The following is a 24,878-nucleotide window of genomic DNA, read 5'->3' as shown; positions in this document are numbered from 1 at the left end:
ACCTTCTCACCATTTACCCCACCATGCTTGCTCACTCTGCTGTCGAAAACGCGAAGCCTGCCGATGCCGCTGTGCGTCTGAAGCAACGGGGTTCGAACCAGGTGGGGATGCGGCAGTTCAACGAGCGCGTGGTGTTGCAGGCGCTGCGGTCCCACGGTTCCACGCCCAAGGCCGAACTGGCACGCCTCACTGGCCTGACCGCCCAGACGATCGGGCTGATCACAGCGCGCCTGGATGAAGATGGTTTGTTGGTCCGGCAGGCTCCCGTTCGGGGTCGTGTGGGGCAGCCCTCCGTGCCGCTGGGACTGAACCCCGATGGGGCTTTTGCCATTGGAATCAAGATCGGGCGGCGCAGCGCCGACTGGTTGCTGGTGGATTTCACCGGTCGGGTCCGGCAGCGCCTGGTGTTGCAATACCCGTTCCCCGACGTCGCGACCTTGCTGCCTGCCATTGAGACCAACCTCAACCAGTTGCTGGATGGTCTGGGCGCCTTGCGCGAGCGGGTGGTGGGAGTGGGGGTGGCTGCGCCGTTTCAAATGGGGGGCTGGCACCGCATGCTGGGCCTGACCGATGCGCAGTCCAGTGCCTGGAATCACATTGACCTGGGCGCGCAAGTGCAGGCAATGACCGATCTGCCGGTGAGCTTTGCGAAAGATTCCTCAGCGGCCTGTGTGGCCGAGCTGCTGCAAGGCCAGGGGCGCGATATTCCCAGCTATCTGTACCTGTTTCTGGATACTTTCATCGGGGGCGGCCTGGTGATCCATTCGCACCTGCACCGCGGCCAAAACGGCAATGCGGGTGCAGTGGCGTCCTTGCCCTTGCGGGTGGCGGTTGCCGGAGATGGCGTGCCACCACAGTTGGTGAGCCAGGCATCGTTGTGGGATCTTGAGCAGCGTTTTAGAGCCCATGACCTCGACCCGAGGGCGGCGTACGACGAGCGCGCCATGCAGTCGCCGTGGTTGCCGCACACTGAGGCGTGGACATCGAGCGCAGCCAAGGCCCTGGCGCAGTGCGTCGTCTCCGGAACCGCGTTCCTGGATCTGGACGCAGTGGTGATCGATGGCGTGGTTTCACCGGGCCTGCTGCAGTTGTTGCTGGCCCAGACCCGCGAGGCGTTGAGGGCCTACAACACCGAAGGGCTGCATGCCCTGCCGCGGCTGGTGAGTGGCAGCATCGGCTCAGACGCACGCGCGCTGGGCGGCGCGCTGCTGCCTTTGCACGCCTGCTTTGCACCCGATCGCGACATCTTCCTGAAAGTCTGAACGGGCTGCGACCACTGCGCGCTCAGGCGCGCGTGAGACTGTCCAGCCTTTTGGCCGCGCCCAACAAGGCGGGTGATTGTTTGGCCTCGATCACCCACACAGGGACCGGTTTGAGGTGGTTTTCAAACCGGCCTTTGTGCTCAAAACGCTCGCGGAAGGCTGATGTGTCGATGCGGGCGCCCAGACGGGGCAAGATGCCACCACCGAGGAAAATGCCCCCCCATGCTCCCATGGTGAGCGCGAGATTCCCGGCCACGGTGCCCAGAAATGCAAAGAACAATGCCAACGCTTCCTGGGCTTTTGCATCTTGACCGTTCTGCGCCCATTGGCTTACTTCGGCCGCGCTGGGCAACTGGTCGGGCCACAGCCCGGTGTCGCGCTGGGTGAGGGCCCCATACAGGTTGCCGAGGCCTTGCCCGCTGACCGCCCGCTCGGCTGACACATGGCCATAGCGCGCCCACAGCAACGCCAATACCGCTTGTTCGTTGGCATTGGTGGCGGGCAATGTGACGTGGCCGCCTTCACCTTGCAGCGGCCACCAGCCGCCTTGCCCATCGGGGACCAGCCCTGACACGCCCAGACCGGTGCCCGGCCCGATCAGGCCCAGGGCCGTGGTGCTCTGGGCAGCTGAGGCCCCTGGCCGACCGCCCACCTGCCGCAGGTCGCTGGCTGGCAAATGGGGCAGGGCCAGCGCGAGTGCGGTGAAATCGTTGAGCAGCTCCAGGCGCTGGAAGCCCATCGCTGCTTGCAGCTCGGCAATCGAAAAGGACCAGTCGTGGTTGGTCATTTGCACCCGGTCTCCCTGGATCGGGTTGGCGATGGCGATGGACGCGAGGGCCGGGCGCTGCCCAATGGATTGCTGGCCGAGGTAGTGCGTGATGGCAGCGCCCAGTGTGGCGTGGTCGGCGCACGGCAGGGTCTGGATGTGCGTGATCTCACCCAAAGATCCGGCTTGCAATGCAAATCGGGCATTGGTGCCACCGACATCGGCGAGCAGGCGAAGGACGGAAGAGGGAGCCGTTGTTTGGTAGGACATGCTTGAACGGGGAAAAAGCGAAAAATTGATAAATGCCGAAAGCTGCGGGTGCGGGATGGATCCCCGAAGCACTGTCGTTTTCATGGCCATCTCGTTGAAGCCTTGCCGATCTTCTGGCAAGCCACCCCGACTGCGCCACCGTCACAGCGTTAGTGTCCCACGCAAATTCACCTCATGACGTTGGCGAGCGCTCGGGTATCCGACCCTCGGCCTGCTCATGGGCCGCAGAGCGCACCACTTCAACCGATCAGGCCGTTGGACGTGAGCCGCAGCAGTCGGTGGGCGCGGGCTGCCGCGCTGTCGGAATGTGTGACGAGCAACAGGGCCGCGCCACTTTCCTGGGCCTGTGCCTGCAGCACATCCATCACCTGCGCTGCGGTTCTCGGGTCGAGGTTGCCTGTGGGTTCGTCGGCCAGCAACAGGGCGGGGCGGTGGACCAGCGCGCGGGCGATGGCAACCCGCTGAAGTTGGCCACCTGAAAGCTGAGCCGGCAGCCGCGCTCCCAAGCCATCCAGCCCAACCGCAGCCAGCATGCGCTGCACCCGTTCAGGATCAGGCCGCTTGAGCAGCAACAAGGGCAATCCCACGTTTTGCGCCACATCCAGGTGCGGCAACACATGAAACGCCTGAAAGACAAAGCCCAGATTTTTCCGGCGCCAGTGGGCACGCTGGACTTCGTTGAGGCGGCCCAGATCGACGCCGTCATGGAAAATGGACCCTTCGTTCCAATCGTCCAGTGCGGCCATGCAGTTGAGCAGGCTGGATTTGCCCACGCCCGATTCGCCCACAATGGCCACGAAATCACCGGCCGGCACGGTAAGGGTCACTTGGCTGAAGACAGGCGTGGCACCGTAGCGCTTGCCCAGTTTGCTGATCACGAGGCTCATGCTGGATGGTCCAGGTGGGCCTTGGCCCATTGCAGGGTCTGGGCTGGCGCATCGGGCGCATCGCAAGGCAGCGATTGGCGCTCTGGCATGGAGCGCAACCAGGTGAGCTGGCGTTTGGCCAGCTGTCGGGTGGCCACGATGCCCCGGTCCCGAAGCTCGGCGCGTGCCTTCGGATCGAGGGCGCTACCACCCACGGTGTCCATGGCCTCCCAAGCCTGTCGGTAGCCCACACAGCGCATGGATGGCAAGTCAGGGTGCAGATCACCCCGCGCACGCAAAGACCTGACTTCATCGAGAAATCCCGCGTCCAGCATGGCGTCGAAACGCTGAGCGATCCGCTCGTGGAGCCAGGCCCGTTCGGCGGGTTCGAGCGCAAGCAGGGCGCCCTGACCGATCGGGTTGTCGTGGGTGGATTCGACACCACCGGTCTGAAAGCTGGAGATGGGCCGCCCCGACACCTCAAAGACTTCGATGGCTCTTTGAATGCGCTGCGAATCGTTGGGAGCCAGGCGGGCAGCGGTCGGTGGGTCTATTCGGGCCAGTTCATCGTGAAGGGCGGGCCAACCCAATGCCTGGGCGCGGGCTTCGATGGCCTGGCGCACCTCGGCGTTGGCCTTGGGCATGTCGTCCAGCCCTTTCATCAGGGCCCTGAAATACAGCATGGTGCCGCCCACCAGCAGCGGCGTTTTGCCCCGCGCTTGTACCTCGCCGATCAAATGGCGTGCGTCTTTCACGAATTCGGCCGCACTGTAGGCCTGCAGGGGATCCCGTGTATCGATGAGGTGGTGGGGAACAGCCGCCAGCTCTGCGGCTGAAGGCTTGGCGGTGCCGATGTCCATGCCCCGGTACACCAGGGCCGAGTCCACGCTGATGATCTCCACAGGCCAGCGTTGGGCAATGGCCAGGGCCGCTGCGGTTTTTCCGCTGGCCGTGGGGCCCGCAATGGCGAGACAAAGGGGTGGGGTCGCAGGGTGGGGCATCGGACTCAGGGTGTTGACGGCAGATCGAGGGAAACTTCGCGCTGAGGCGGGGTGGTCACCTGACCGTAGCGCTGAACCAGCGTCCAGGCGATGGCGGTGATCACCACGCTCCAGAACCAGATGCCATTGGTCAATGGCAATACGCTACCTTGTCCTTCGCCAATCCCTGCCAGGCTCTTGCCCAGCCACCCACCCATGCCGAAGGCGGCCACCATCATCAGGAAACCGCTGAGTGCCGAGGCGGCGCCCGCTGATTTGGGGAAGGGGCTGACCGCGCCGCTTTGCCCGCAGGGCTGGTGTATGCCGTGCCCCAGCATGAACAGGTAGAACGGCACCATGATGGCCCAGACACCTTCAATCCCCATGAGCCCCATCACCCCCATGCTGGTTCCCGCCGTCAGCGTGCACGCGCCGCCGATGGCGACCGTGCGGCGCACGCCAAAATGCACCAGCAGGCGGCGGCAGATGATGGTGCCGGCGATGTAGCTCAGCGCCATCGAAAACATCAGCAGGCCGTAATGGGTTTTGGACAGGCCCAGGACCTGGATGAACACGAACGAGCTCGCCGCGAGAAAAGTGAAAAGACCGCCGTAAGAAGCGGTGGCCAGCAAGGCAAACGCCCAAAAGGTGCGGTTGCGCAAGATGCTGAACCAGCTGCGCAGCAGCGCCCCCGGGGCGAGTGGCTGGCGGTTGGCGACCTGCAAGGTTTCTTCAAAGCGCCACGCCACCAGGGCCAGTGCGCTGGCGCCGAACACCGCCAGCGTTGTCAGGGCGATGCGCCAGTTGAACAGCTCGCTGAGCAAACCGCCCAGCGGTGCGCAAACACAGGCAATCACCCCCAGCCCGGACAGGCCTTTGGACATCATGCGCGCGCCTTCGGTGGGTTCGTACAGATCGCGGACCACAGCCCGGGCACACATCACACCTGCGCCCATGGCCACGCCTTGTGCCATGCGCCAGCCAATCAGCATCTCCATGCTCGGCGCCAGCGCGCTGCCGATGGACGCCAGTACATAGGTGGTCATGCCGACCAGCAAGATGGGGCGGCGCCCAAAGCGGTCAGACAACGGCCCCCACACCATCTGCGATGCGCCAAACGACAGCAGCAGCGCCGTGAGGGTGAGCTGGGCTTGTGGCATGGATGCGCCAAATCCCTCCGTGATCGAAGGCAGGGCGGGCAGGTACAGGTCGGTCGTGATAGGTTGCAGTCCCAGCAGGAGCGAGAGCATCAGCACGACCAGCGCGGGTGACATGGAGGGGGGCGAAACAGGCATCGCAGGAGCGTAGCAGATGCCCTGCGCCCCTTGAACGGGGCCTGAACCGATGCAGTCCTTCACAGGACCTCATCGAGCGAAGCGAGTTCAGGGCGCCAGGGGCAAGCCAAACAGGTCGGCCAGTGCGAGCCGGTATTGCGGTTGGCCGACCGCATTGGTGTTGTGGTGGGAGCCCCCCATGACCAGCTCAAAACGCTTTCGACCTTTTGCTGCCTCAAACAGCTTTCTGCCGAGCTCGGGCGCGATGGTGCTGTCTTCGCTGCCGTGCACCACCAGCAGCGGAGATCCCAAGTCGGCCACCCGTTTGACCGCCTCAAAGCGCTGTGTGATCAGTGGCCCCAGGGGCAGCCAGCCCCATTTGTAGGAGCTGACCACGTCGGGGATGGACGTGAAGCTGCCTTCAACCAGCGTACCGGCTTCGTCGCTGACTTGTGCGGCCAACTCGATGGCGATGGCCCCGCCCAGGGAGTGCCCGAAAATGTAGCGTGGCCGGTTGGGGTATTCGCGGCCCAGCCATGCCCAGGCTGCTCGAGCGTCTTCCACCGCCATGGCTTCTGACGGCAGCTCGGGGGTGCTCTTGCCAAAGCCACGGTAGTCCACCGACAGCACCGAAAACCCCAGCTCCTGCATGCGCCGGGCACGAAAGGCCGAGCCCGTGACGTTGAAGCGCGCGCCGTGCAGGTACAGCATCACCGGCGCCTGGGCATTGTTGCCCAGGGATTCGTGGGCCAGCCACAGGCCATGCAGCTTGACGGGCTGACCGCTTTCCTCTGCAGTGAAGTCGATCCAGACATCGCTCATACCCGCCGCAGCCTGCTCTCCCCGCCACCAGCTCCGGTCGGAGGGTTGAAAGATCCAGGCGCGTTGGCGCTCATCCAGACTGGAGCAACCGGCCAGCAGGGCTGCCAGGGCCAGGGAGAGGATCAACAAGCGTTTCATGTAGGGAGTGGAGGACAGTCCGGGCGAAAAGTTCAGGGGCTATTCATTGTGAAGGGCCATGCCGCTCCCGTTGTGGGGCATTCCGACTTGTGATTATTGGTCAGTCGACCAATAATCAGGACTTTCACGCGCCACACCATGCCCAGACCCTCGCTCCATGTTGATCAGGCCATGCTCGCCAGCGGGCGTGCCTTGTATGCCCGCCATGGCTGTGCCGGCCTGTCGGTGCGCATCGTCGCCGAGCACGCGGGCGTGAACCCCAGCCTGTTTCACTACCATTTCGGCCGCAAGGAGCAATTCCTGCGGGTGCTGCTGCAAAGCCTTTATGAAGAAATGTTTGAGCAGCTCAGCGGCGCGGCCCGGTTGCCGGGCCCGCCGCTGCAGCGCCTGCGCGGCGTGCTGCTTTCGGTAGGGGGTTTTCTGCGATGCCATGGGGCGGAGGTGGGCCGCATTTGGGCCGATGCGGGTCAAGGCGAGGCGGTGGCAATGGCCTTTGTGCGCGACAACGCGCCCCGGCATCTGCACCTGGTCACCGCCTTGCTCGAGGAGGCCGAGCGCGGCGGCGAACTCCGGCCCATGCCTGCTTTGCAGCGTATGGTGTTTCTGATGGGTGCGGTGGTCGCTCCCGTCCTGGTGGCGGGACGGCTGCAGGCGTTGGAACTGGGGGCCGCCTTGCCCGCTGATCGGCTGGAGGACGAGGTGGTGTCGGACGCGGCCATAGCGGTGCGTGCCGACATGGCGATTGCGGCCCTGTGCGGCCGGGAAGGATGAACATGATTGACCGAGCGATCCGGCGTGCGTTGACCGGCCTGCTGATGGCGCTGGGCCTGGCGGCCTGCAGCGAAGCGCCACCGCCTGCCTGGGCGGGCTACGCCGAAGGCGATTACATCTATCTGGCCGCCCCCATTGGCGGTCGGCTGGACCAGTTGTCGGTCCAGGTTGGAGACTTGGTTGGGCGCGGTGACACGCTGTTCGCGCTGGACGCACAAGCCGAGCTGGCCGCGCGAGACGAATCCAGGGCCCGTCTGGTGGCGGCCGAGGCGCAGGCGGCCGACACCACCAAGGGCCGGCGCAGCGATGAACTGGCCGTGACCCGTGCACAGCTGGCCCAAGCGAAGACGGCGGCCGTGCTGGCGCAGACCGCCTGGCAGCGCCAGCGAGAGCTGGTAGCCCAGGGCTTTATCTCGCCCGCTGGCGAAGACCAGGCCCGGGCCACGCACGACCAGGCCCGTGCACGCGTGGCCGAACTGCAGGCCAGTCTGCGTGTCGCGGCGCTGCCCGCGCGCAGCGACGCGCGCTCAGCGGCTCAGGCCCAGGCTCAGGCCCAGGCCGGGATGGTGCGCCAGGCCGACTGGCGGCTGGCGCAGAAACAGCAGCAGGCGCCGGCCCTTGCCCATGTGACCGAGGTGTTCTTTCGGGTGGGGGAATACGTGATGCCCGGCCAGCCGGTGCTGGCGCTGCTGCCACCTGGTGGTACCAAGGCGCGCTTTTATGTGCGCGAAAACGAAGTAGCCTTGCTGGCGCTGGGGCAGTGGGTGTCGCTCAGCTGCGATGGCTGTGGCGAGCCGGTACCAGCCCAGATTTCACGCATCGCCACGGGCCCGGAATTCACGCCGCCGGTGATTTACTCCAACGCCCAGCGCGCGAAGCTGGTGTTCCTCGTGGAGGCCAGACCGCGCCCGGCCGATGGCGCGCGCCTGCATCCCGGCCAGCCGCTGGATGTCAAACGCCTGGACAAGGCGCCGGCATGAAGCTCGCCATTGACGTGCGCGGCCTGACCAAGTGTTATGGCGGGCGCGCCGTCGTCAACGATGTGGCGCTGCAGGTGGGCGAGGGGCGCATCTGCGGTTTTCTGGGCCCCAACGGCAGCGGCAAGACCACCACCATCCGCATGCTCTGCGGCCTGCTGAAACCCGATGCGGGCGAAGGCGTTTGCCTGGGCCTGGACTTCCGCCGTGAGGCGGCTGCGCTCAAGCGCCAGGTGGGTTACATGACGCAGAAGTTCGGCCTTTACGAGGATTTGTCGATCCGGGAGAACCTGGACTTCGTGGCTCGCTTGTTCGAGCTGCCGAAGCGCAAGCTTGCGGTGGACCAGGCGTTGGAGCGCCTGGGTTTGCAGGAGCGGCAACACCAGCTTGCGGGCATGCTCTCGGGCGGCTGGAAGCAGCGTCTGGCGCTGGCCGCCTGCCTGATCCATGAGCCGCGCTTGCTGTTGCTCGATGAACCCACTGCGGGCGTTGATCCCAAGGCCCGGCGCGACTTCTGGGACGAGATCCACCGGCTGGCTGCGCAGGGCATCACCGTGCTGGTGTCTACCCACTACATGGACGAGGCCGCGCGCTGCCACGATCTGGTCTACATCGCCTACGGCAAGATCCTGGCGCGCGGAAGCGAGCGCGAGATCGTTGATGGTGCCGGCCTCTCGGTCTGGTCGGTAGCCGGTGCGGGCGAGCATGTGTGGAGCGATCGGTTGCGGGCGCTGCCAGGTGTGCAGAGCGTGGTTGCGTTCGGCACCACACTGCATGTGGCCGGGCGTGATGCGGCGCTTCTGCAGCGGTCGCTTGCACCGTTGCATGGGCAAGATGGCCTGCGTGTGAGCGAAGCGCGCGCCAGCCTGGAAGATGTGTTTATCAGCCTGATCGATCAATCGCAGGACAACTTTGCGGCAGCCGCAGCGAAGGCCCCCGCATGAAACGCTTTTCTGTCGCCCGTACGTGGGCCGTGTTCATCAAAGAGTTTCAGCAAATGCTGCGTGACCGGCTCACCTTTGCCATGGCGGTGGGTGTGCCGGTGATGCAGCTGATTTTGTTTGGCTACGCCATCAACACCGATCCCAAGGGCCTGCCCACGGCCATTGTGTCGGCCGATGCTGGGCCTATGGCGCGCAGCCTGGTGACCGCTTTGCAGAACACTGGCTACTTCAAAGTGGTCAGTCAGGGCACCAGCCAGCGAGAGGCCGACGAGCTGCTCGCCGAAGGCGATGTGCAATTCATGATCGTGATCCCACCCGACTTTTCGCGCGACGTGGTGCGCGGCGACAAACCTGCGGTGCTGGTGGCGGTGGACGCCACCGATCCCTCGGCATCGGGCAATGCCATCGCGGCTTTGGGGCAATTGACGGTACAAGCCCTGGGCCACGACCTGATCGGGCCCTTGCGGTCGTTGAGTGCTGGCGCAGCGCCGTTTGAACTGCGTGTGCACCGCCGTTACAACCCCGAAGGTCTCTCGCGCTACAACATCGTGCCCGGACTGATCGGCACCATTCTCACCATGACCATGGTGATGCTCACCGGCCTGGCCATGACGCGCGAGCGCGAGCGTGGCACCATGGAAAACCTGCTTGCCACGCCGGTGCGACCTTTTGAGGTGATGGTGGGCAAGATCCTGCCCTATGTGGTGATGGGTTATGTGCAGCTCAGCGTGATTCTGGGCGCTGCGTGGTTGCTGTTTCAGGTCCCGATGCTGGGCAGCTTCGGGTTGCTGATGGTCATGATTGGCATTTTCATCGTGGCCAATCTGGCCGTGGGGTTCACGTTTTCCACCGTCGCGCGCAACCAGCTGCAGGCCATGCAGATGACCTTCTTTTTCTTCCTGCCGTCCCTTCTGCTCTCGGGCTTCATGTTCCCTTTTCGCGGCATGCCGGAATGGGCGCAATGGATTGGGGAAGCGCTGCCGTTGACCCATTTCCTGCGCATCGTGCGCGGCATCATGCTCAAAGGCACCGAGGCGCCGCAGCTCTGGGGCGATTTGTGGCCCATGCTGCTGTTCACCGCGGTGGCGGGTGCTGTGGCTTTGAAGCGGTACCGGCAGACGCTGGACTGAGCGCCCGATGAGGTATTTGCCCGGATGGGTGTCCGGCCTTAACGCCCGCGCATGAACAAGGCGTCCAGCTCTTTCATGCCCATCTGCCGCCAGGTCGGCCGGCCGTGGTTGCATTGATCTGATCGTTCGGTGACTTCCATCTGGCGCAGCAGGGCATTCATCTCCTCGAGGGTCAGGCGCCGGTTGGCGCGCACGGCGCCGTGGCAGGCCATGGTGGCGAGCAGCTCGTTGCGGGCGCGTTGGACCACGGTGCTGGCGTCGTGTTGGGCCAGCTCGGCCAGCACGCTGCGGGCGAGCTCCACGGGGTCGCCCTGGGCCAATGTGGTCGGTACAGCGCGCACCGCCAGCGTTTTGGGCGAAAACGGCACCACTTCCAGCCCCAGCATGGCGAGAACCACGGCTTGTTCTTCGGCGGTCGCCACTTCTTGCGGTGTCGCCGCAAAGGTGGCGGGAATGAGCAACGGCTGGCTGGCGAGTTGTTCGCTGTCCATTTGCTGCTTGAGGCGCTCGTAGACGATGCGTTCGTGGGCAGCGTGCATGTCCACCACCACCAGCCCCTGCGTGTTCTCGGCCAGGATATACACGCCTTGCAGTTGCGCAATGGCCCGACCCAGCGGCCAGTCGCCGTCGGGCAGCGAGGGCGCCGGATGGGCCGACAGCGTTGGCTGAAGCGGGTTGTTTGCTTGGGCGCTGCTCGGCTGCCACAACGCTGACATATCGCTCACGCGGTGGCCAACTTCCGGCAGGGGGCTGTAGCTGCTGGGGAAGCGCAGCGGGTCTTGCACCTGGGCGCGTTGGGGAGCGGTAAATCGGTCGGACTGAAGACCCAACCCGCTGGTTGTGGGTGACAACGTGGCCACGGGAGTCGATTTGTCCAGCGCTGCCCCGGCGCGTGGCGCGGCCAGCGCGTTCTCCACTGCGTGCCGCACGCCCTGGTGCACTTCGCGACCATCCCGAAAGCGCACTTCGATCTTTGTCGGGTGCACGTTCACATCGACCCTGGCGGGGTCGAGCGTGATGAAGAGGGCAAAGACCGGCTGCCGGTGGCCGTGCAGCACATCTTCGTAGGCGCTGCGTGCGGCGTGGGTGATGGTTTTGTCGCGCACGTAGCGGCCGTTGACATAGGCAAACTGCCAGTCATTGCGCGAGCGCGCGGCATCGGGAACGCCCGCGAAGCCCCAGACGCGCAGGCGCTGACCGCCGTATTCAGTGGCCTCTGGCGCATGCACCGGCCAGTCAACGGCCACGGCTTGCTCGACAAAGGCCTCGCCCAGCACATCGACCAAGCGCTGGCGCAAGGCATCCATGCCCCCGCCGGGCACGGCGCGCCACTGGGTCGAAAGCTTGCCGTCGTGCCAGATGGCAAAGCCCACGTCCGGGCGGGCCAGCGCATGGCGGCGCACGGCTTCCACGCAATGGGCCAGTTCGGTGGCGTCGGTTTTCAAAAACTTGCGGCGCGCGGGAGTGGCAAAAAACAGCTCACGGACTTCGACGGTGGTGCCGCGGGAGCGTGCCGCGGGTTGCAGCTCGCCGCTGCGTCCGTCGAGCAGCCAGCCATGAGGCTCTGCTTCGGTATCGACCCGGGTCAGCAGAGAGACTTCGGCGATCGAGCAGATCGCAGCCAGGGCTTCGCCCCGAAAGCCCATGGTGTCCACCGATTCAAGATCGCCCAGGCTGGCGATCTTGCTGGTGGCGTGGCGTTTGAGCGCGGTGGGCAGTTCGGCGCGCAAGATGCCATAGCCGTTGTCTTCCACGCTGATCAACCGCACGCCCCCCGCTTGCAAGCGCAAGGTGATCTGGGTAGCGCCTGCATCCAGGGCGTTGTCCACGAGCTCGCGCACCACTGAGGCCGGACGCTCCACAACTTCGCCGGCCGCGATCTGGCTGATCAGTTCGTCGGGCAGCTCACGGATGGGGCGGCGGGCGGGTGGGGCAGTTGTAGAAGCATTCACCCCGAAATTGTAGGTGCGCTTGCTGTGCAGGCGCTTTAAGGGCCGCTATGCCCCCTCAGCGTCCGTCTAGACCGAGCGGTTGCGCGCCAGTGGCGGGTTTTGCGAGAAGTAGTTGATGATGCCCTTGAGCAAGGCATTGGCCAGATCGTTCTGGTAAGCCTCGCTGTTGAGTCTGCGCTCTTCGTCCGGGTTGCTGATGAACGCGGTTTCCACCAGTACGCTGGGGATATCCGGCGCTTTAAGCACCGCAAAGCCCGCCTGTTCAACGCGTGGTTTGTGCAGCTTTCCGATTTTCTTCACTTCGCCCAACATGGCGCCTCCGAGCATGATGCTGTCCTTGATCTGGGCGGCGGTGCTCATGTCGAGCAAGGCGCGGTGCACCGTGGCGTCTTTGGTTTTCAGGCTCACGCCGCCCACCAGATCGGCCGCGTTCTCCTTTTGGGCCATCCAGCGCGCTGCTGCGCTGCTGGCCCCTTTGGTGCTGAGCGCAAACACACTGGCCCCTTGTGGGTCCGGTGTGAAAAACGCATCGGCATGCAGGCTGATGAAAAGGTCCGCGTTGACCTTTTGAGCCTTCTGGACACGCACATTGAGGGGCACAAAAAAATCGGCATCCCGGGTGAGATAGGCCCGCATGGGGTGGCCATTGACCGTGGTGGCGTTGATGCGGTCGCGCAAGCGCAGGGCCACTTTCAGCACCACGTCTTTTTCGCGGGTGCCGGCCGGGCCAGATGCGCCCGGGTCTTCGCCGCCGTGGCCCGGGTCCAGCGCCACAATGATCAGGCGATCGGTCTCGTTGTGGCTGGCTGTGTTGGCGCTGCGTGGCTTGCGCTTGGCACTGGAAGGCCCAGCGGCGGCAGACGCCAGGGCAGTGGCTTCGCCGCCGCCATCGCCTGGGGCGGCGCCAGGCGCTTTACCGGGGTTGCGGCTGCTGGTGATCCAGTCGCCCAATGGGTCATGTGGCTCGGCCTGAGCGCCCAGAGTGGCCGTTTCAATGCCAAGCAAACGCGCTGCGCGTGCGCTGGCTTCGTCCATGTCCTTGATGCGCTGGCTGATCAGCTCTTCCAGTGGGTCCGGCAGGTTGATCGGGTGCAGGTCCAGCACCAACCGGTGGCGGTAGGCGGCCACCGGATCGAGGTTGAACACCTGGGGTTCGATGGGTTTCTTGAGCTCGATGCGCAGACTCACCACATTGAGCCCAGCCTGGGCCACCGACATGCCCGCAATGTTGGGGTCATCGGACTTGAGCTTGCCCACCAGCTCGCGCACCGGCGCGAGCAAGTCGATGCCTTCAATAAATACCCTGAGACGCAGGGGATCGCTGTTGGCGGTCTGTTTGACTTTCAACTCGCCGTCGGACTCGATCGTGAGGCGGGTGTAATCTTTGGACGGCCAGATCCGCACCGCCACCACAGTCGCCCCCCGTGCGATCTGGTGCGCACCGATCAAAAGCACCAGTGAGCCGGCCTGCAACAGGCTTCGGCGGGTCACGGTTTCGGGGGATTTCGACTTCATGCGGTCAGCGCGGCCAGCAGTTGTTGGCCCGCGGGGGTGAACGCGTTCATGACCACCGAGCGCTCATCAGGCGATGCTTCATCCAGTTCGAGGTCGATGGAGGGGGTGTACATAGGGTCGGTCTGGATATGGATGTCGGCGTCAACGGGGGGCAAATAGCCGGCCGCACGTTCGGGCCACTCCACCAGCTTGAGGCCGGGCGCAGCAAAAAGTTCGCGAAAGCCAGCATCTTCCCATTCTCGGGGGTCTGTGAACCGGTAAAAGTCAAAATGCCAGATGTGCAGCAGCTCGCCACCGGGCAGCAAGGCGCATCGTTGGGATTGGTGAGGTTCCACCACGGCGTAAGTGGGGCTTTTGATCCTGCCCTCGACGCCCAGTGCTCGCAACAGGTGGCGCACCAGCGTGGTCTTGCCCGCACCGAGGTCACCGTGCAGGGTGAGTGTGGCATTCACGATCGCGGGGCTGCTGGCCAGCCGTTGCGCAAAGGCCATCGTTGCCGCTTCATCGGGCCAATCTCCTTGCCAACGCTGGCCAACCGCCTCGACCGGCGGACGACTGGTGGCAGGAGCGGACGGGTGACGAAGGCTGGGAGGGTTGTTGATACTCAACGTGTCTTGACAGTTTGGACCAAGGGCCGAAGCCCCTATTTTCCCCAATCGGGGGCCATCTGTGGTGGCGTGTTTCCGACAGGCAGCCTGTAAGACTTGTGATCTTTGTGCCGGTCCTGTGTAAAAAGGCGTCCGGCGGGGTGCCCAGCTGGCCCTGGGTCTGCTGTCAGGCGGGTTGGGTGCGGTGCGAAAGCACGCTTTGAGGGGCTGGGTGGGGGCAGTCGAATCGATAACCCACGCCGTAGACCGGGTTGATGCAGGCAAATGACGGGTCGATCGCTTGAAGCTTCCCCTGCAGGGTCTTCAAATGGATGTCAACTTCGTGGTCTCCAACGTTGCGGTTGTCGCCTTGCAAGCTGTTGTACAACCACCCCCTGGATACCGCATGGCCTGGCCTGGCCAGCAGCAGGCGAAAAAGCCGGAATTCCTGCCGGGTGAGCTCGAGCCATTGCCCCTGCCATGCGATTCGATGCCGTTCATCATCAATCGACCAAGGGTTTTGCGCTGTCGCCACCCGGCCTTGCAAACGCCGCAATTGGGCCTTGACCCGTGCCATCACTTCGCGGGGACTGAAGGGCTTGCACACATAGTCGTCCGCACCGGAATCAAGGCCCATGAGGCGGTCGATCTCGTCAATTCTGGCCGTGAGCATGATGATGGGGCCGTTGTAGAACGGACGAACCGAACGGCAAACCGCCACGCCATTCAAGCCAGGCAGCATCAGGTCAAGCAAGACCAGCGCCGGCGGTTCGTGGCGAATGAAGTTGACGGCCACCTGCCCGTTGTCGGCGACATCGACCGACAGGCCCTCGGCTTCCAGGCAGTCGACCAACAGGCGTGAGATTTTCGGGTCATCCTCAACAACCAGGACACGTGCACTTGACGTCGATGAGTTCATGTGGGCGTTTGCGCGTGAGCGGGAAGATTGATTTCAATGCGCGAGCCCTTCAGGCTTGACAGGTGTGCGCTGACGAGGCCGCCGGACCACCCATGCAATGAACTCCACAGCCATCAGCAGCATGGTCGATCGAGGGATGTCCCAAGGGCGGCGCATAGCGGCCCAGTTTGTTTGCGACTTGTGGAGATTTGATGGATTTTTGAGTGAAAATGCAGGTTTTTCTGACGGGATCGTTTGCGAAAAATTGGCGTTCAGCCGAGGCCAATGCAGGCTGGAGCGGGCGGGCAGGTCGATCGAGTTCCTACAATGGGAATCCCATGGGAACCACGACCACCACCAAGCCCTCTGACCGCATGCCCACGGATCCCGATCTCGTCTCTTCGATTCAGGTCTGGGGTCGGGAGCTGGGGTTTTCGCACATCGGTGTGGCGGGGGTGGACTTGTCCTCAGCCGAACCGGGGCTGCAAGCCTGGCTGGCCCAAGGTTTTCATGGCGAGATGGGCTACATGGCGAGCCACGGGCTGAGGCGTGCCCGACCGGCTGAGTTGGTCCCGGGTACGGTGAGTGTGATCACGGCCCGCATGGACTATTTGCCCAGAGGGACATCCGAGGGCTGGTCGGGACACGAACTGGCCCGGTTGAGTCGCCCCGAAGAAGCCATTGTTTCGGTCTATGCCCGAGGGCGGGACTACCACAAGGTCTTGCGCGCACGCCTGCAGAAACTCGCTGACCGTATCGCCGAGCAGGTGGGGCCATTGGGGCACCGCGCGTTCACCGATTCAGCGCCTGTGCTGGAGGCCGAGCTGGCGCAACGCAGCGGCCAGGGCTGGCGCGGCAAACACACGCTGGTGCTGAACCGCGAAGGCGGATCGATGTTTTTTTTGGGTGAGATCTATGTGGATCTGGCCTTGCCCAACAGCGAGCCCGTGAGCGACCATTGCGGCGCCTGCACCGCTTGCATCGATGTTTGCCCGACCCAGGCGATTCTCGGCCCCCGCCGCCTGGATGCAAGGCGTTGCATTTCCTACCTCACGATCGAACACCCAGGGGCCATTCCGCAAGAGCTGCGCCCACTGATCGGCAACCGGATTTATGGTTGTGACGATTGTCAGCTGGTGTGCCCCTGGAACAAGTTCGCCGTCCGAAGTGCACTGCCTGATTTTGATCCGCGCGAAGGGCTCACGGGGGCCACACTGATCGAGTTGTTTGCTTGGTCGGAAGAAGTGTTTTTGCGTCGAACCGAAGGCAGCCCGATCCGCCGCATCGGGCACGAGCGGTGGTTGCGCAACATCGCTGTGGCGATGGGTAACGCATTGCGTGTGGCCGATGAATCGACTGCTGCGCCATTGCGATCGGCACTGGGTGCCCGCGCCGAGCACCCTGCCGAACTGGTGCGAGAACATGTGGCCTGGGCGATCGCGAACAATCCCAAGCCGTCCTGATCACCACACCAGGGTGATCCGTTGCGGGTGTCATGCTGGTGCAATGGGCCGTGCGGAGGCCACGCAGCCGTTCAATGTCTGCAACGGCTCAGGCTGCATAGCTGCTTCGCAACTCCCGCTTGAGCAGCTTTCCGCTGGGGTTCTTCGGCAATGCCTCTGTGAACAGCACGCGTTTGGGCGCTTTGAAGTGCGCCATGTGGGCATTGCAATGCGTCATGACATCGTCTTCGGTCAGTGACTGCCCGGCCTTGACCACGATCACAGCCGTCACCGCTTCGACCCATTTCGCATCCGGCAGACCGATCACGGCCACTTCGCTGACGGCGGGCAAACGGTAAATCATCTCCTCGACCTCGCGGCTGGCCACGTTTTCGCCGCCGGTCTTGATCATGTCCTTCTTGCGATCGACGACGGTGATGAAGCCTTCGTCGTCGACCACCGCGAGGTCACCGCTGTGGAACCAGTCGCCTTCGAAGGCAGCTGCGGTGCGCTCGGGGTCGTTGTAGTAACCGAGCATGAGGTGGGGCGAGCGGTGCACGATCTCGCCCACCTCGCCCAAGGCCACATTTTCCATGTGGTCGTTGACCACGCGGGTTTCCACGTTGAGCACGGCTTTGCCGCAAGAACCAGGCTTTCGCAGTTGGTCATCCGGTCCCAGCATGGTGGCGAGCGGCGCGATTTCGGTCTGGCCGTAGAGGTTCCACAACCGCACCTTGGGCAGGCGCGTGGCGAGCTCTTTGAGCACCTCGACCGGCATGATGGACGCGCCGTAATAGCCCTTGTTGAGGTGGTTGAGTTTGGCGGCGTCAAAACCGGGTGAGCGCAGGAGGGATATCCAGACCGTGGGCGGAGCGAAGAAACTGGTGATCTGGTGGTGTTCGAGCAGGTTGAGCAAATTGTCGGACGTGGGGGCGCCAGTGATGACGTTGCTGCTGCCAATGTAGACGGCGGGGCCAAAAAACACATCCAGCTGTGCGCAGTGGTACAGCGGCAGGGCGTGAAGCATGCGGTCTGTTTCGGCTATTTCCGCGTTGAGGACGCAGCTCACGTATTGCCAGAGCACAGCGTCGTGGGTGAGCATGGCGCCTTTGGGACTGGATTCGGTGCCGCTGGTGTAGACGATCTGCGCGAGATCGAAGCTGTCCAGGGTGACCTCGGGCAGCGGATCGGTGCAGGCCGCAAGGGCGTCGAATGGGTGCATGCCTTCGACGGGCTCGGTGGCGGCTTCGCTGGGCAGCCAGATGAACTGTTCCACCTGGGTCTCCAGCGCGGCAGCGGCTTGTGCGAGCTCGGCCAGGCCGCTGTCGGTTGCCAGCGTTTGGGCGCCGGCGTGGCGCAGGATGAAGGCCACTTCGTCGGCTTTAAGCATGAAGTTGATGGGCACCATGACCGCGCCCCGGCGCGCCAGTGCAAAGCGCAGCGCGGCAAAGCCGTGGGAATTGCGCGCAAGCACGGCGACCTTGTCGCCCTGGCCAACGCCGATGCTGTGGAGCCCCGCGCACAGGCGGCTGACGAGGGCGTTGAACTCTGCGTAGGTCCAGCTGGTTGCGCCGCAGGTGATGGCTGTTTTGGTGGGCAGTCGCTGGGCGGTGCGGTGCAAGGCGTCGGCAATGGTCTGACGGCGCACGATCGGGGCCATGGGCGGGGCGTGGGTGGTGTCGTTCACGGTTGTTGTCTCCTGTTACATCCTTGGCACGCGGTTCGGTTCACCCTGTTTTGGCATGGCCGATCACAGCAACTTCCCATTAAGAACTGGTTTTTTCCGTTGCGCCATGGCGTTTCCACCCGCGTGCCGACCCAACCTGTCGCCCACGTGTCGCAAGCCCTATCATTCGTGCCATGAACCTGTTTTCCTCTCTGAACAATGGCCTGCTCCGCTGGGGCCGGCAGGTGTTGACCGGGTGGGTCGCCTGGTGGCAGGTGTTGCTGATCGGGGCCCAGATCGTGGTACTGGCGCTCTCGCCATCAAGTTACGACGACCGCGAAGAGCGTCATGGACTGATGCTGCACCTGTACCGATCGACGGCGCCGCTGCTGACCTGGTTTCTGGTGCTGTCGGCGCTGGTGAGCCTGGTGTTGATCCGCATCGTGGTGGCCACGGCCCTGAGCTATGGGCTATCCCAGTACGCGCTGGAGGTGTTGGTTCGCACGCTGGTGCTGGAGCTGATTCCGCTTTACGCAGCCCTGTTTGTGGCGGTTCGCTACTCCATGCCTGAGGCCCAGCGCATTCGGCGCCTGCTGGCAAACGAGTACCGCCAAGGCGTGTTCCGCCCCCGCCAGTTGCTGTTGCGCCAGGACATGTTGCCGCGCGCATTGGCGGGCGTTTTCTCGGTGTTGTTGCTGGCCGCGCTGAGCTGTGTGCTCACACTGCTGTTGACCTACGTGAATGTGTACGGGTTTTCGCCTTGGGCGCTGGCCGACTACAACCGCAGCGTGGGGAGCGTTTTTTCACCGGAGGTTTCGCTCATTTTTGGGCTAAAGACCTTGTTCTTCAGTTTTGCTGTGGCCTTTGTGCCCATGGCCGCCAGTGCCAAACCCGATGTCGGTGGCGGGTTTTCGCGCCGCAGCGATATCTCGGAATTCGCCCGATTGCTATCGGTCATTCTCTTGATGGAAGTGATTTCCCTTTTGGGCAATTACTATTGACCCCCATGTCCACACCTCCCAATCCGCCATCCGGCCCAGTGCTCGATCCGCAGCCTCCAGTGAAAAACCTGGAATTCAAGGCAGGCGTGCTGTTGCTTTTGCTCCTGACTTTGCTGGTGGGTTCGGCGCTGTATGTCATGTACGCGCGCGGCGTTTTTGAACGCACGCAACGGCTGGTGCTCATGTCTGATGATTCCGAAGGTGTGGTCGCTGGCATGGACATGACCTTTGCCGGGTTTGCCATTGGTACCGTCGCGCGCATCGAGCTGGCCGAGGATGGCAATGTTCGCATCCTGGTTGATGTGCCCATCAAAGACGCCAAATGGTTGCGCAGCTCCAGCATTTTCACCATGGAGAAAGCACTGGTCGGGGGCACCAAGATCCGCGCTTACAGCGGTATGTTGTCTGACCCCCCTCTGGAAGAGGGCGCTGTGCGGCAGGTGTTGCGCGGAGACGCGGCGGCGGAGTTCCCCAGGCTGCTGGCCCAGGTGCGCGATTTGCTGGACAACCTCAACGGGTTGACGCGCGAAGGTGCCCCGTTGACGGAAAGCCTGGCGAACCTGCAGGCGGTGACCGCCACGCTCAAGGGCCCTCAAGGCGCGATGGGACTGATGTTTGGCAATGAAACCGATGCCCAGAAAATCGTGACCACGATCGATCGCGCCAACGCCGTGTTGGGCCGGGCCGATCAGTTGGCCAAGCGCCTGGACGGGCTGGTGGCCAATGCCGATCAACAGGTGTTTGGTGCCAGTGGCAAAGCAGGCGTTGCGGCCAACGGTGGTCTGGTCAACGACGCCCGAGCCACGGTGCAAGAACTCAACAACCTGCTGGGCAACGCCCGCGGCAGCTTGCAGAAGGTTGATCAGGTGCTGGTGGAAGCACAGGGTATTGCCAGCAATACGCGCGAGGCCACGACCGACCTGACCACGTTGCGCGCCGAGGTTGAAGCCAGCCTGCGCAAGGTGGATTCGCTGGTCAACGATTTGAACCGCAAGTGGCCTTTTGCGCGAGATGCGGAGATCGTACTGCCATGATTCACATCCCCCCTGCGCCGACTTCTTCGTCACCCCCCCTGGGGTGCAACGCTGGCCGCCTGGCAATGCCAGATCGGCGGCATTCTGGGTTGAGGAGAACCTCGCTCGGGAAGTCCCTTTTTCTGGCCGGCCTGCTTGGTTTGGGGCTTGCTGCTTGTTCCAGTGCGCCGCCTGCGCCTGATTGGCAGATGGGGGCCAAGGGGAGTCTGGAGCGGTCTACCGAGGCTGGGCTTCGGGGCGATTCGGCTATCGAGGCGGTGGAATTTTCCCGGGCGCGGACCGAGGTGGCGAGCACGGGGCGGGCGGATTGGGTGGCCCGGGTGGAGCTGGTGCGCTGTGCGGCGCGGGTGGCTTCGCTGGATGTGGCGCCTTGTACGGGTTTTGAGGCTCTGGCTTCGGAGGCGGCCGATGCAGAGCGGGCTTATGCCGGCTACCTGGCGGGTACGGCCGGAGCCACGGATGTGGCCCTGTTGCCCAAGGTCCACCAGCCCCTGGTTTTGGCCACGGGCGCGGGAAGCGATGCCTTGCTGTCCAAGGTCGACGACCCATTGTCGCGCCTGGTCGCGGCCGGCGTGTTGTTGCGGCGCGGTGAGGCCACGCCGGGCACCGTGCAGCAAGCGGTGGACACGGCTTCTGCCATGGGCTGGCGAAAGCCCTTGCTGGCCTGGCTGGGTGTGGCGCAGGAGCGGGCGCGGTCTGCTGGCGCTGACGATGAGGTGGCACGGCTTCAGCGGCGCATCGATCTGGTGGCGCCCCCACCACGTTGACCGGACTGGCCCGCAAGCGGGCACGCGGTCTCTTCTTTGGCGCTCGGCAGGTCAACCGGGCGGCTTGACCTTTTCCAGAATCAGTTCAACCCGCCGGTTGACATTGCGGTCCACCGGGTTGTCTTTGCCGCCGATGGGCCGTGTGTCGGCGTAGCCCGAGGCCTGCACGCGCTGAGGTGCAACCCCGTGTTCGATCAGGTAGCGCGCCACGCTGGCGGCACGTCCAGTGGAGAGCTCCCAGTTGGAGGGGTAGCGCTCGGTCTGGATCGGGATGTTGTCGGTATGGCCTTCCACGACCAGGCGCAGCTCAGGATCGGCCAGCAAGGTGGGTAGCAATTTGTCGAGCACCGCATCGCCTCCCCGAACCAGGCGGGCGTCGCCCGAAGGGAACAGCAGTTCATTGCTGATGCGAAACCGCACCGAGTCTTTCCCGGGGGTGACGGCGATGTCCTGGCCGACCTGTTCGAGCTTGAGGTTGGCCCAGGTGTCGGCGGGCGGTGCAGGGGCGGCTTGAGGCGGTGTGCCTTTGGCGTCGATGGGGGTGGTTGGCGCGGCTGGCTGGGTCACAGGCAGGGCCACTGGCGGCACCACCAGCGGGGGTTGCACGGTGGCTGCAGCTGCTGTGGCCAGCGGGTCGGGTGGGGGCGTGAGCGAGGCGGGTGTGCCCGATTCGTGGGCTTCGCCCTGAGGGCCAGCCACCGACAGCATCACCACCATCATCACCAGCATCAGGGTGATCACATCGAGGTAGGTCAACAGCCAGCCATCTTCTTCGTTGGTCACGCTGGATTCCAGGTGCCAGCGGCTGTAGCTGCTGTTGCGTCGGCCCGCCGCCTTGCCGCGCGTCTGGGGCAGGGCAGGGCGCTGGCTCGGTTCCAGCAGGGAGAAGCCGGAATCAACGCTTGACATGGCCCGCCTTGGGTTTGGGTGCTGGCGCACGGGCCGGAATGGGGGCCGATCCGCCGTCGAACATTTCGTCGTCGAACTGGGCTACAAATGCCTTGAGCGTCTCGCGCATCAGCGAAGGGCTGCGGCCAGCGCACATCATGGAAATGCCTTCGAGAACCATGTTCATCACCACCAGGCGCTGCTCGGTGCGGCGCTCCAGCTTCAGTGCGATGGGCTTGAACAGCAGGTTGGCCAGCAACACGCCGTACAGGGTGGTCATGAGCGCCACGGCGAGCTGGCTGCCGATCACGCTCAGGTCACCGGCGCCCACCAGGTCCATGAGGTTGATCAGGCCAATGAGCGTGCCTACCATGCCAAACGCAGGCGCAAAGCTGGCCATGCCCCGGAAAATGCCGGCTTCGGCCATCTCGCGGGAGCGCAGGTGGGCGATGCGCCACTGCAGCAAATCGATGATTTCGTCTTCGGGTGTGCGGTCAATGATCATCTGCACGCCCGTGCGCAGGAACGGGTTGCTGATCTGAGGCAGGGCGCGCTCCACAGCCTGCAGGTCTGCGCGCATCCACATGCGCGATATGGCCACCACTTCTTCAATGCTGTGCTGGGTTTCCAGCCGTTCTTGTCGGAACACCTGGGCAACCAAGGGGAATACCCGGCGGATTTCCCTCAGGGGGTAGCTGAGAAACGTAGCCGCCAACGTGCCGCCGAGCACGATGGCAATGCTGGGAAGATCCACGAATTTGGCCGGGTCGTCCGCGCCAAACAGCAGGATGGTGGCCATGAACAGCACGCTGGCGATCATGCCGATGAGGGTGGAGGGGTTCAAACGTAGACTCAGAATGGGGTTCAGATGTCCTCCATTGTTCGTCGCCTTTGTGATGCCAAAGCCCTCAAAAAGCCAGTTTTGACCCCTCAGTTTGCGGTGAGACCCTCAGGGCACTCATTCCATGCCGTTGCGCCGGGCCAGCTCGACAAACAGGGCCGAATGGTCCAGATCGCCGAGCCCGTGATCCACTGCTTGGGCAAAGAGCTGCTCGAACAAGCCGGTGATGGGGGCGTCAAAGCCCAGTTCCTTTGCGGTCGACAGGGCATTGCGCATGTCCTTGAGCTGCACCGTGACGGCCGCCCGCTTGTTGAAATCGCGCTCGACCATGCGCTGACCATGCAGTTGCAGGACCCGGCTTTCGGCGAAGCCCCCGCCTATGGCCTCACGGACCTTGGCCATGTCGGCACCACCCTTTTCACACAGCAACAGGGCTTCGGCCACTGCCCCAATCGTGATGCCCACGATCATCTGGTTGGCCAGCTTGGCGAGTTGCCCCGCGCCATGGGGCCCGACGTGGGTGGCTCTACCGAGTTGCTGGAACACCTGTTGGGCACGCTCAAAAGCAGGGGGCTCGCCGCCCGCCATGATGGCGAGCGTGCCGGCTTCGGCGCCCACGGTGCCGCCCGACACGGGTGCGTCCAGATGCTGCACCTGAACGGCTGAGAGCCGGTCGGCGTGGTCACGCGCCTGGGCGGGCCGGATCGACGACATATCGATCACCAGGCTTCCCGGGCGCAAGGCCGCTGCCGCACCTTGTCTGAACAACACGTCTTCAACCACGTCGCCGTTTTCCAGCAAGGTGATCACCACATCGGCCAAGTTGACCGCATCGGCGGCCGAAGGGAAAACGGCGGCGCCGAAAGGTACCAGCCGTTGCGCCTTGTCTGGGGAACGGTTCCACGCGCGAACCGGGTAACCCGCTTCACACAGGCGGCGCCCGATCGGAAAGCCCATGAGGCCGATGCCCAGCACGGCGACGGTGGGCAAGGAAGCGGTTGGCGAGGATCGTTCGGTCATGGGCGTGTTCCAGAGAATGGGTATCCAAAATTGTAGGCAAGTCCTGTGGCGGCTGCAGGGTGGGCAGGGTAGGCGGTGTGACGGGACGGGGGCCAACGCGGCGCAAGCGCCGGCCCCATGACACAATCCCGCGGATGAAATCTGCATCCCCACGTCCCGATCCCGCCTGGCTGGACAGCCAATACAACAACCGTGCCCTCGTGCCCGAGTACGGCGAATTCTTCGAACGCTGGGTGCGCGAATCGGCAACAGCCAGGGCCAAACTCAATGGCATGATCGACGTGGCCTACGGCCACGAAGCTGGCGAAACACTGGACCTGTTTCCGGCGCAGCGCAAACCCGAGCAGGGCTTGGCGCCGGTGCTGGTGTTTATTCATGGGGGTTACTGGCGCGGCCTCGACAAGGCCGACCATTCCTTTGTGGCGTCGTCCTTCGTCAAGAAGGGGGCCTGTGTGGTCGTGCCCAACTACGCCCTCTGCCCAGCCGTGACGATTCCCGACATTGCGCTCCAGATGGTCCGCGCTTTGGCCTGGGTGTACCGCCACATTGCGGTGCACGGCGGTGACCCCGATCGCATCACAGTGGTGGGCCACTCCGCTGGCGGGCATCTGGCCGCCATGCTCATGGCCTGCCAGTGGCCAACGTTTGCCGGCGATTTGCCTGAAGCGCTGGTGAAAAACGCATTGTCGATTTCCGGGTTGTACGACCTGGAGCCGCTGCGCCACGCACCGTTCCTGCGCACCAGTTTGCGCCTTACAGCGGCCGATGCCCTAAAAGCCAGCCCGGCCAAGATGCCCGCGCCCATGCTGTGGGAAGACGAGTGGGGCGTGTTGTGTTCGGTGGCGGGTGGAGATGAAAGTGCCGAGTTTCTGCGCCAGAACCAGCTGATCCAGGACGCCTGGGGTTGTGAGGCGGTGCCGGTCAGCGAGGCGCTGCCGGGCCTGAACCACTTCAGCGTGCTCGATGCGCTTGTCAACCCCAAGCACCGCTTGCACAAACTTGCCATGCAAATGCTGCACGCATGACGCCCCCGCGCCGCGATGGAATGCCCCTCGCGCCGCCTGCGG

The 24,878-nt window shown here is 64.0% G+C and carries 23 protein-coding genes; 10 read left to right on the top strand and 13 right to left on the bottom strand.

Annotated features, from left to right (window positions below; genetic code table 11):
* Positions 1–23: 23 nt before the first annotated feature.
* The gene (locus E5678_RS07945; RefSeq protein ID WP_136178014.1) at positions 24–1,262 is read left to right on the top strand and encodes an ROK family transcriptional regulator; all 1,239 of its coding nucleotides are present in this window, start codon (positions 24–26) and stop codon (positions 1,260–1,262) included.
* Between the two features lie 22 nt (positions 1,263–1,284).
* On the opposite strand, the gene glk is transcribed toward E5678_RS07945, so the two are convergent.
* The 5 genes from glk to E5678_RS07920 form a co-directional block, all read right to left on the bottom strand.
* Entirely contained in the window at positions 1,285–2,298 is a 1,014-nt protein-coding gene (gene glk / locus E5678_RS07940; RefSeq protein ID WP_136178013.1) for a glucokinase, read from the bottom strand.
* A 239-nt stretch (positions 2,299–2,537) separates the two neighbouring features.
* On the bottom strand, positions 2,538–3,185 hold the full coding sequence (locus E5678_RS07935; RefSeq protein ID WP_136178012.1) for an ABC transporter ATP-binding protein: 648 nt from the start codon (positions 3,183–3,185) through the stop codon (positions 2,538–2,540).
* Positions 3,182–4,165, bottom strand: a complete 984-nt coding sequence (miaA, locus tag E5678_RS07930) for a tRNA (adenosine(37)-N6)-dimethylallyltransferase MiaA (protein ID WP_136178011.1) — start codon at positions 4,163–4,165, stop codon at positions 3,182–3,184. The genes E5678_RS07935 and miaA overlap by 4 nt, the downstream gene beginning before the upstream one ends.
* 5 nt (positions 4,166–4,170) lie before the next feature.
* Positions 4,171–5,418 (bottom strand): multidrug effflux MFS transporter, encoded by a 1,248-nt coding sequence (locus E5678_RS07925; RefSeq protein WP_136180691.1) that lies wholly within the window; start codon positions 5,416–5,418, stop codon positions 4,171–4,173.
* Between the two features lie 108 nt (positions 5,419–5,526).
* A complete protein-coding gene (locus E5678_RS07920) occupies positions 5,527–6,378 on the bottom strand; it encodes an alpha/beta fold hydrolase (protein ID WP_136178010.1) in 852 nt (283 codons plus the stop codon).
* A 138-nt stretch (positions 6,379–6,516) separates the two neighbouring features.
* Between E5678_RS07920 and E5678_RS07915 the strand changes: the two genes are divergently transcribed.
* The 4 genes from E5678_RS07915 to E5678_RS07900 are packed head-to-tail and all read left to right on the top strand — an operon-like array spanning position 6,517 to position 10,200.
* Entirely contained in the window at positions 6,517–7,149 is a 633-nt protein-coding gene (locus E5678_RS07915; protein WP_136178009.1) for a TetR/AcrR family transcriptional regulator, read from the top strand.
* 2 nt (positions 7,150–7,151) lie between these two features.
* On the top strand, positions 7,152–8,129 hold the full coding sequence (locus E5678_RS07910) for an HlyD family efflux transporter periplasmic adaptor subunit (RefSeq protein WP_168708515.1): 978 nt from the start codon (positions 7,152–7,154) through the stop codon (positions 8,127–8,129).
* Positions 8,126–9,070, top strand: a complete 945-nt coding sequence (locus E5678_RS07905; protein ID WP_136178007.1) for an ABC transporter ATP-binding protein — start codon at positions 8,126–8,128, stop codon at positions 9,068–9,070. The genes E5678_RS07910 and E5678_RS07905 overlap by 4 nt, the downstream gene beginning before the upstream one ends.
* Complete coding sequence (locus E5678_RS07900) at positions 9,067–10,200, top strand: ABC transporter permease (RefSeq protein WP_136178006.1); 1,134 nt, start codon at positions 9,067–9,069, stop codon at positions 10,198–10,200. The genes E5678_RS07905 and E5678_RS07900 overlap by 4 nt, the downstream gene beginning before the upstream one ends.
* Before the next feature lie 38 nt (positions 10,201–10,238).
* Here the strand turns inward: E5678_RS07900 and mutL are convergent, their stop codons facing one another.
* The 4 genes from mutL to E5678_RS07880 form a co-directional block, all read right to left on the bottom strand.
* A complete protein-coding gene (mutL, locus tag E5678_RS07895) occupies positions 10,239–12,152 on the bottom strand; it encodes a DNA mismatch repair endonuclease MutL (protein WP_136178005.1) in 1,914 nt (637 codons plus the stop codon).
* 66 nt (positions 12,153–12,218) lie between these two features.
* Positions 12,219–13,667, bottom strand: coding sequence for an N-acetylmuramoyl-L-alanine amidase (locus E5678_RS07890; protein WP_136178004.1), 1,449 nt, complete (start codon positions 13,665–13,667; stop codon positions 12,219–12,221).
* Entirely contained in the window at positions 13,664–14,158 is a 495-nt protein-coding gene (gene tsaE, locus E5678_RS07885) for a tRNA (adenosine(37)-N6)-threonylcarbamoyltransferase complex ATPase subunit type 1 TsaE (RefSeq protein WP_247596946.1), read from the bottom strand. Before tsaE ends, E5678_RS07890 begins: the two co-directional genes overlap by 4 nt.
* A gap of 283 nt (positions 14,159–14,441) precedes the next feature.
* A complete protein-coding gene (locus E5678_RS07880) occupies positions 14,442–15,173 on the bottom strand; it encodes a response regulator (protein ID WP_136178003.1) in 732 nt (243 codons plus the stop codon).
* A 353-nt stretch (positions 15,174–15,526) separates the two neighbouring features.
* Between E5678_RS07880 and queG the strand changes: the two genes are divergently transcribed.
* Positions 15,527–16,615 carry a tRNA epoxyqueuosine(34) reductase QueG gene (queG, locus tag E5678_RS07875; protein WP_136180689.1) on the top strand — a complete coding sequence of 363 codons (1,089 nt, stop codon included), beginning with the start codon at positions 15,527–15,529 and terminating at the stop codon, positions 16,613–16,615.
* 88 nt (positions 16,616–16,703) lie between these two features.
* Here queG and E5678_RS07870 read toward each other — a convergent pair whose 3' ends face one another.
* The gene (locus tag E5678_RS07870; RefSeq protein ID WP_136180688.1) at positions 16,704–18,254 is read right to left on the bottom strand and encodes an acyl-CoA synthetase; all 1,551 of its coding nucleotides are present in this window, start codon (positions 18,252–18,254) and stop codon (positions 16,704–16,706) included.
* 200 nt (positions 18,255–18,454) lie between these two features.
* Between E5678_RS07870 and E5678_RS07865 the strand changes: the two genes are divergently transcribed.
* The 3 genes from E5678_RS07865 to E5678_RS07855 all read left to right on the top strand — a co-directional run bounded on the left by E5678_RS07865 (position 18,455) and on the right by E5678_RS07855 (position 21,062).
* Positions 18,455–19,261 (top strand): ABC transporter permease, encoded by an 807-nt coding sequence (locus E5678_RS07865; RefSeq protein WP_136178002.1) that lies wholly within the window; start codon positions 18,455–18,457, stop codon positions 19,259–19,261.
* A 5-nt stretch (positions 19,262–19,266) separates the two neighbouring features.
* Complete coding sequence (locus E5678_RS07860) at positions 19,267–20,295, top strand: mammalian cell entry protein (protein WP_136178001.1); 1,029 nt, start codon at positions 19,267–19,269, stop codon at positions 20,293–20,295.
* Between the two features lie 188 nt (positions 20,296–20,483).
* Positions 20,484–21,062 (top strand): hypothetical protein, encoded by a 579-nt coding sequence (locus E5678_RS07855; protein WP_247596945.1) that lies wholly within the window; start codon positions 20,484–20,486, stop codon positions 21,060–21,062.
* A 51-nt stretch (positions 21,063–21,113) separates the two neighbouring features.
* Here the strand turns inward: E5678_RS07855 and E5678_RS07850 are convergent, their stop codons facing one another.
* The 3 genes from E5678_RS07850 to E5678_RS07840 all read right to left on the bottom strand — a co-directional run bounded on the left by E5678_RS07850 (position 21,114) and on the right by E5678_RS07840 (position 23,811).
* Positions 21,114–21,971, bottom strand: coding sequence for an OmpA family protein (locus E5678_RS07850; RefSeq protein ID WP_136178000.1), 858 nt, complete (start codon positions 21,969–21,971; stop codon positions 21,114–21,116).
* On the bottom strand, positions 21,958–22,794 hold the full coding sequence (locus E5678_RS07845; RefSeq protein ID WP_136177999.1) for a MotA/TolQ/ExbB proton channel family protein: 837 nt from the start codon (positions 22,792–22,794) through the stop codon (positions 21,958–21,960). Before E5678_RS07845 ends, E5678_RS07850 begins: the two co-directional genes overlap by 14 nt.
* A 114-nt stretch (positions 22,795–22,908) precedes the next feature.
* Entirely contained in the window at positions 22,909–23,811 is a 903-nt protein-coding gene (locus E5678_RS07840; protein ID WP_136177998.1) for an NAD(P)-dependent oxidoreductase, read from the bottom strand.
* Between the two features lie 134 nt (positions 23,812–23,945).
* Here E5678_RS07840 and E5678_RS07835 point away from each other — a divergent pair, with 134 nt between their 5' ends.
* A complete protein-coding gene (locus tag E5678_RS07835; RefSeq protein WP_136177997.1) occupies positions 23,946–24,836 on the top strand; it encodes an alpha/beta hydrolase in 891 nt (296 codons plus the stop codon).
* The last annotated feature ends 42 nt before the right edge of the window (positions 24,837–24,878 follow it).

It is taken from the genome of Hydrogenophaga sp. PAMC20947 (assembly GCF_004795855.1).
Lineage (GTDB): Bacteria > Pseudomonadota > Gammaproteobacteria > Burkholderiales > Burkholderiaceae_C > Hydrogenophaga.
The sequence above is the reverse complement of the archived record's forward strand: the minus strand, read 5'-3'. Positions and strand labels throughout refer to the sequence as shown.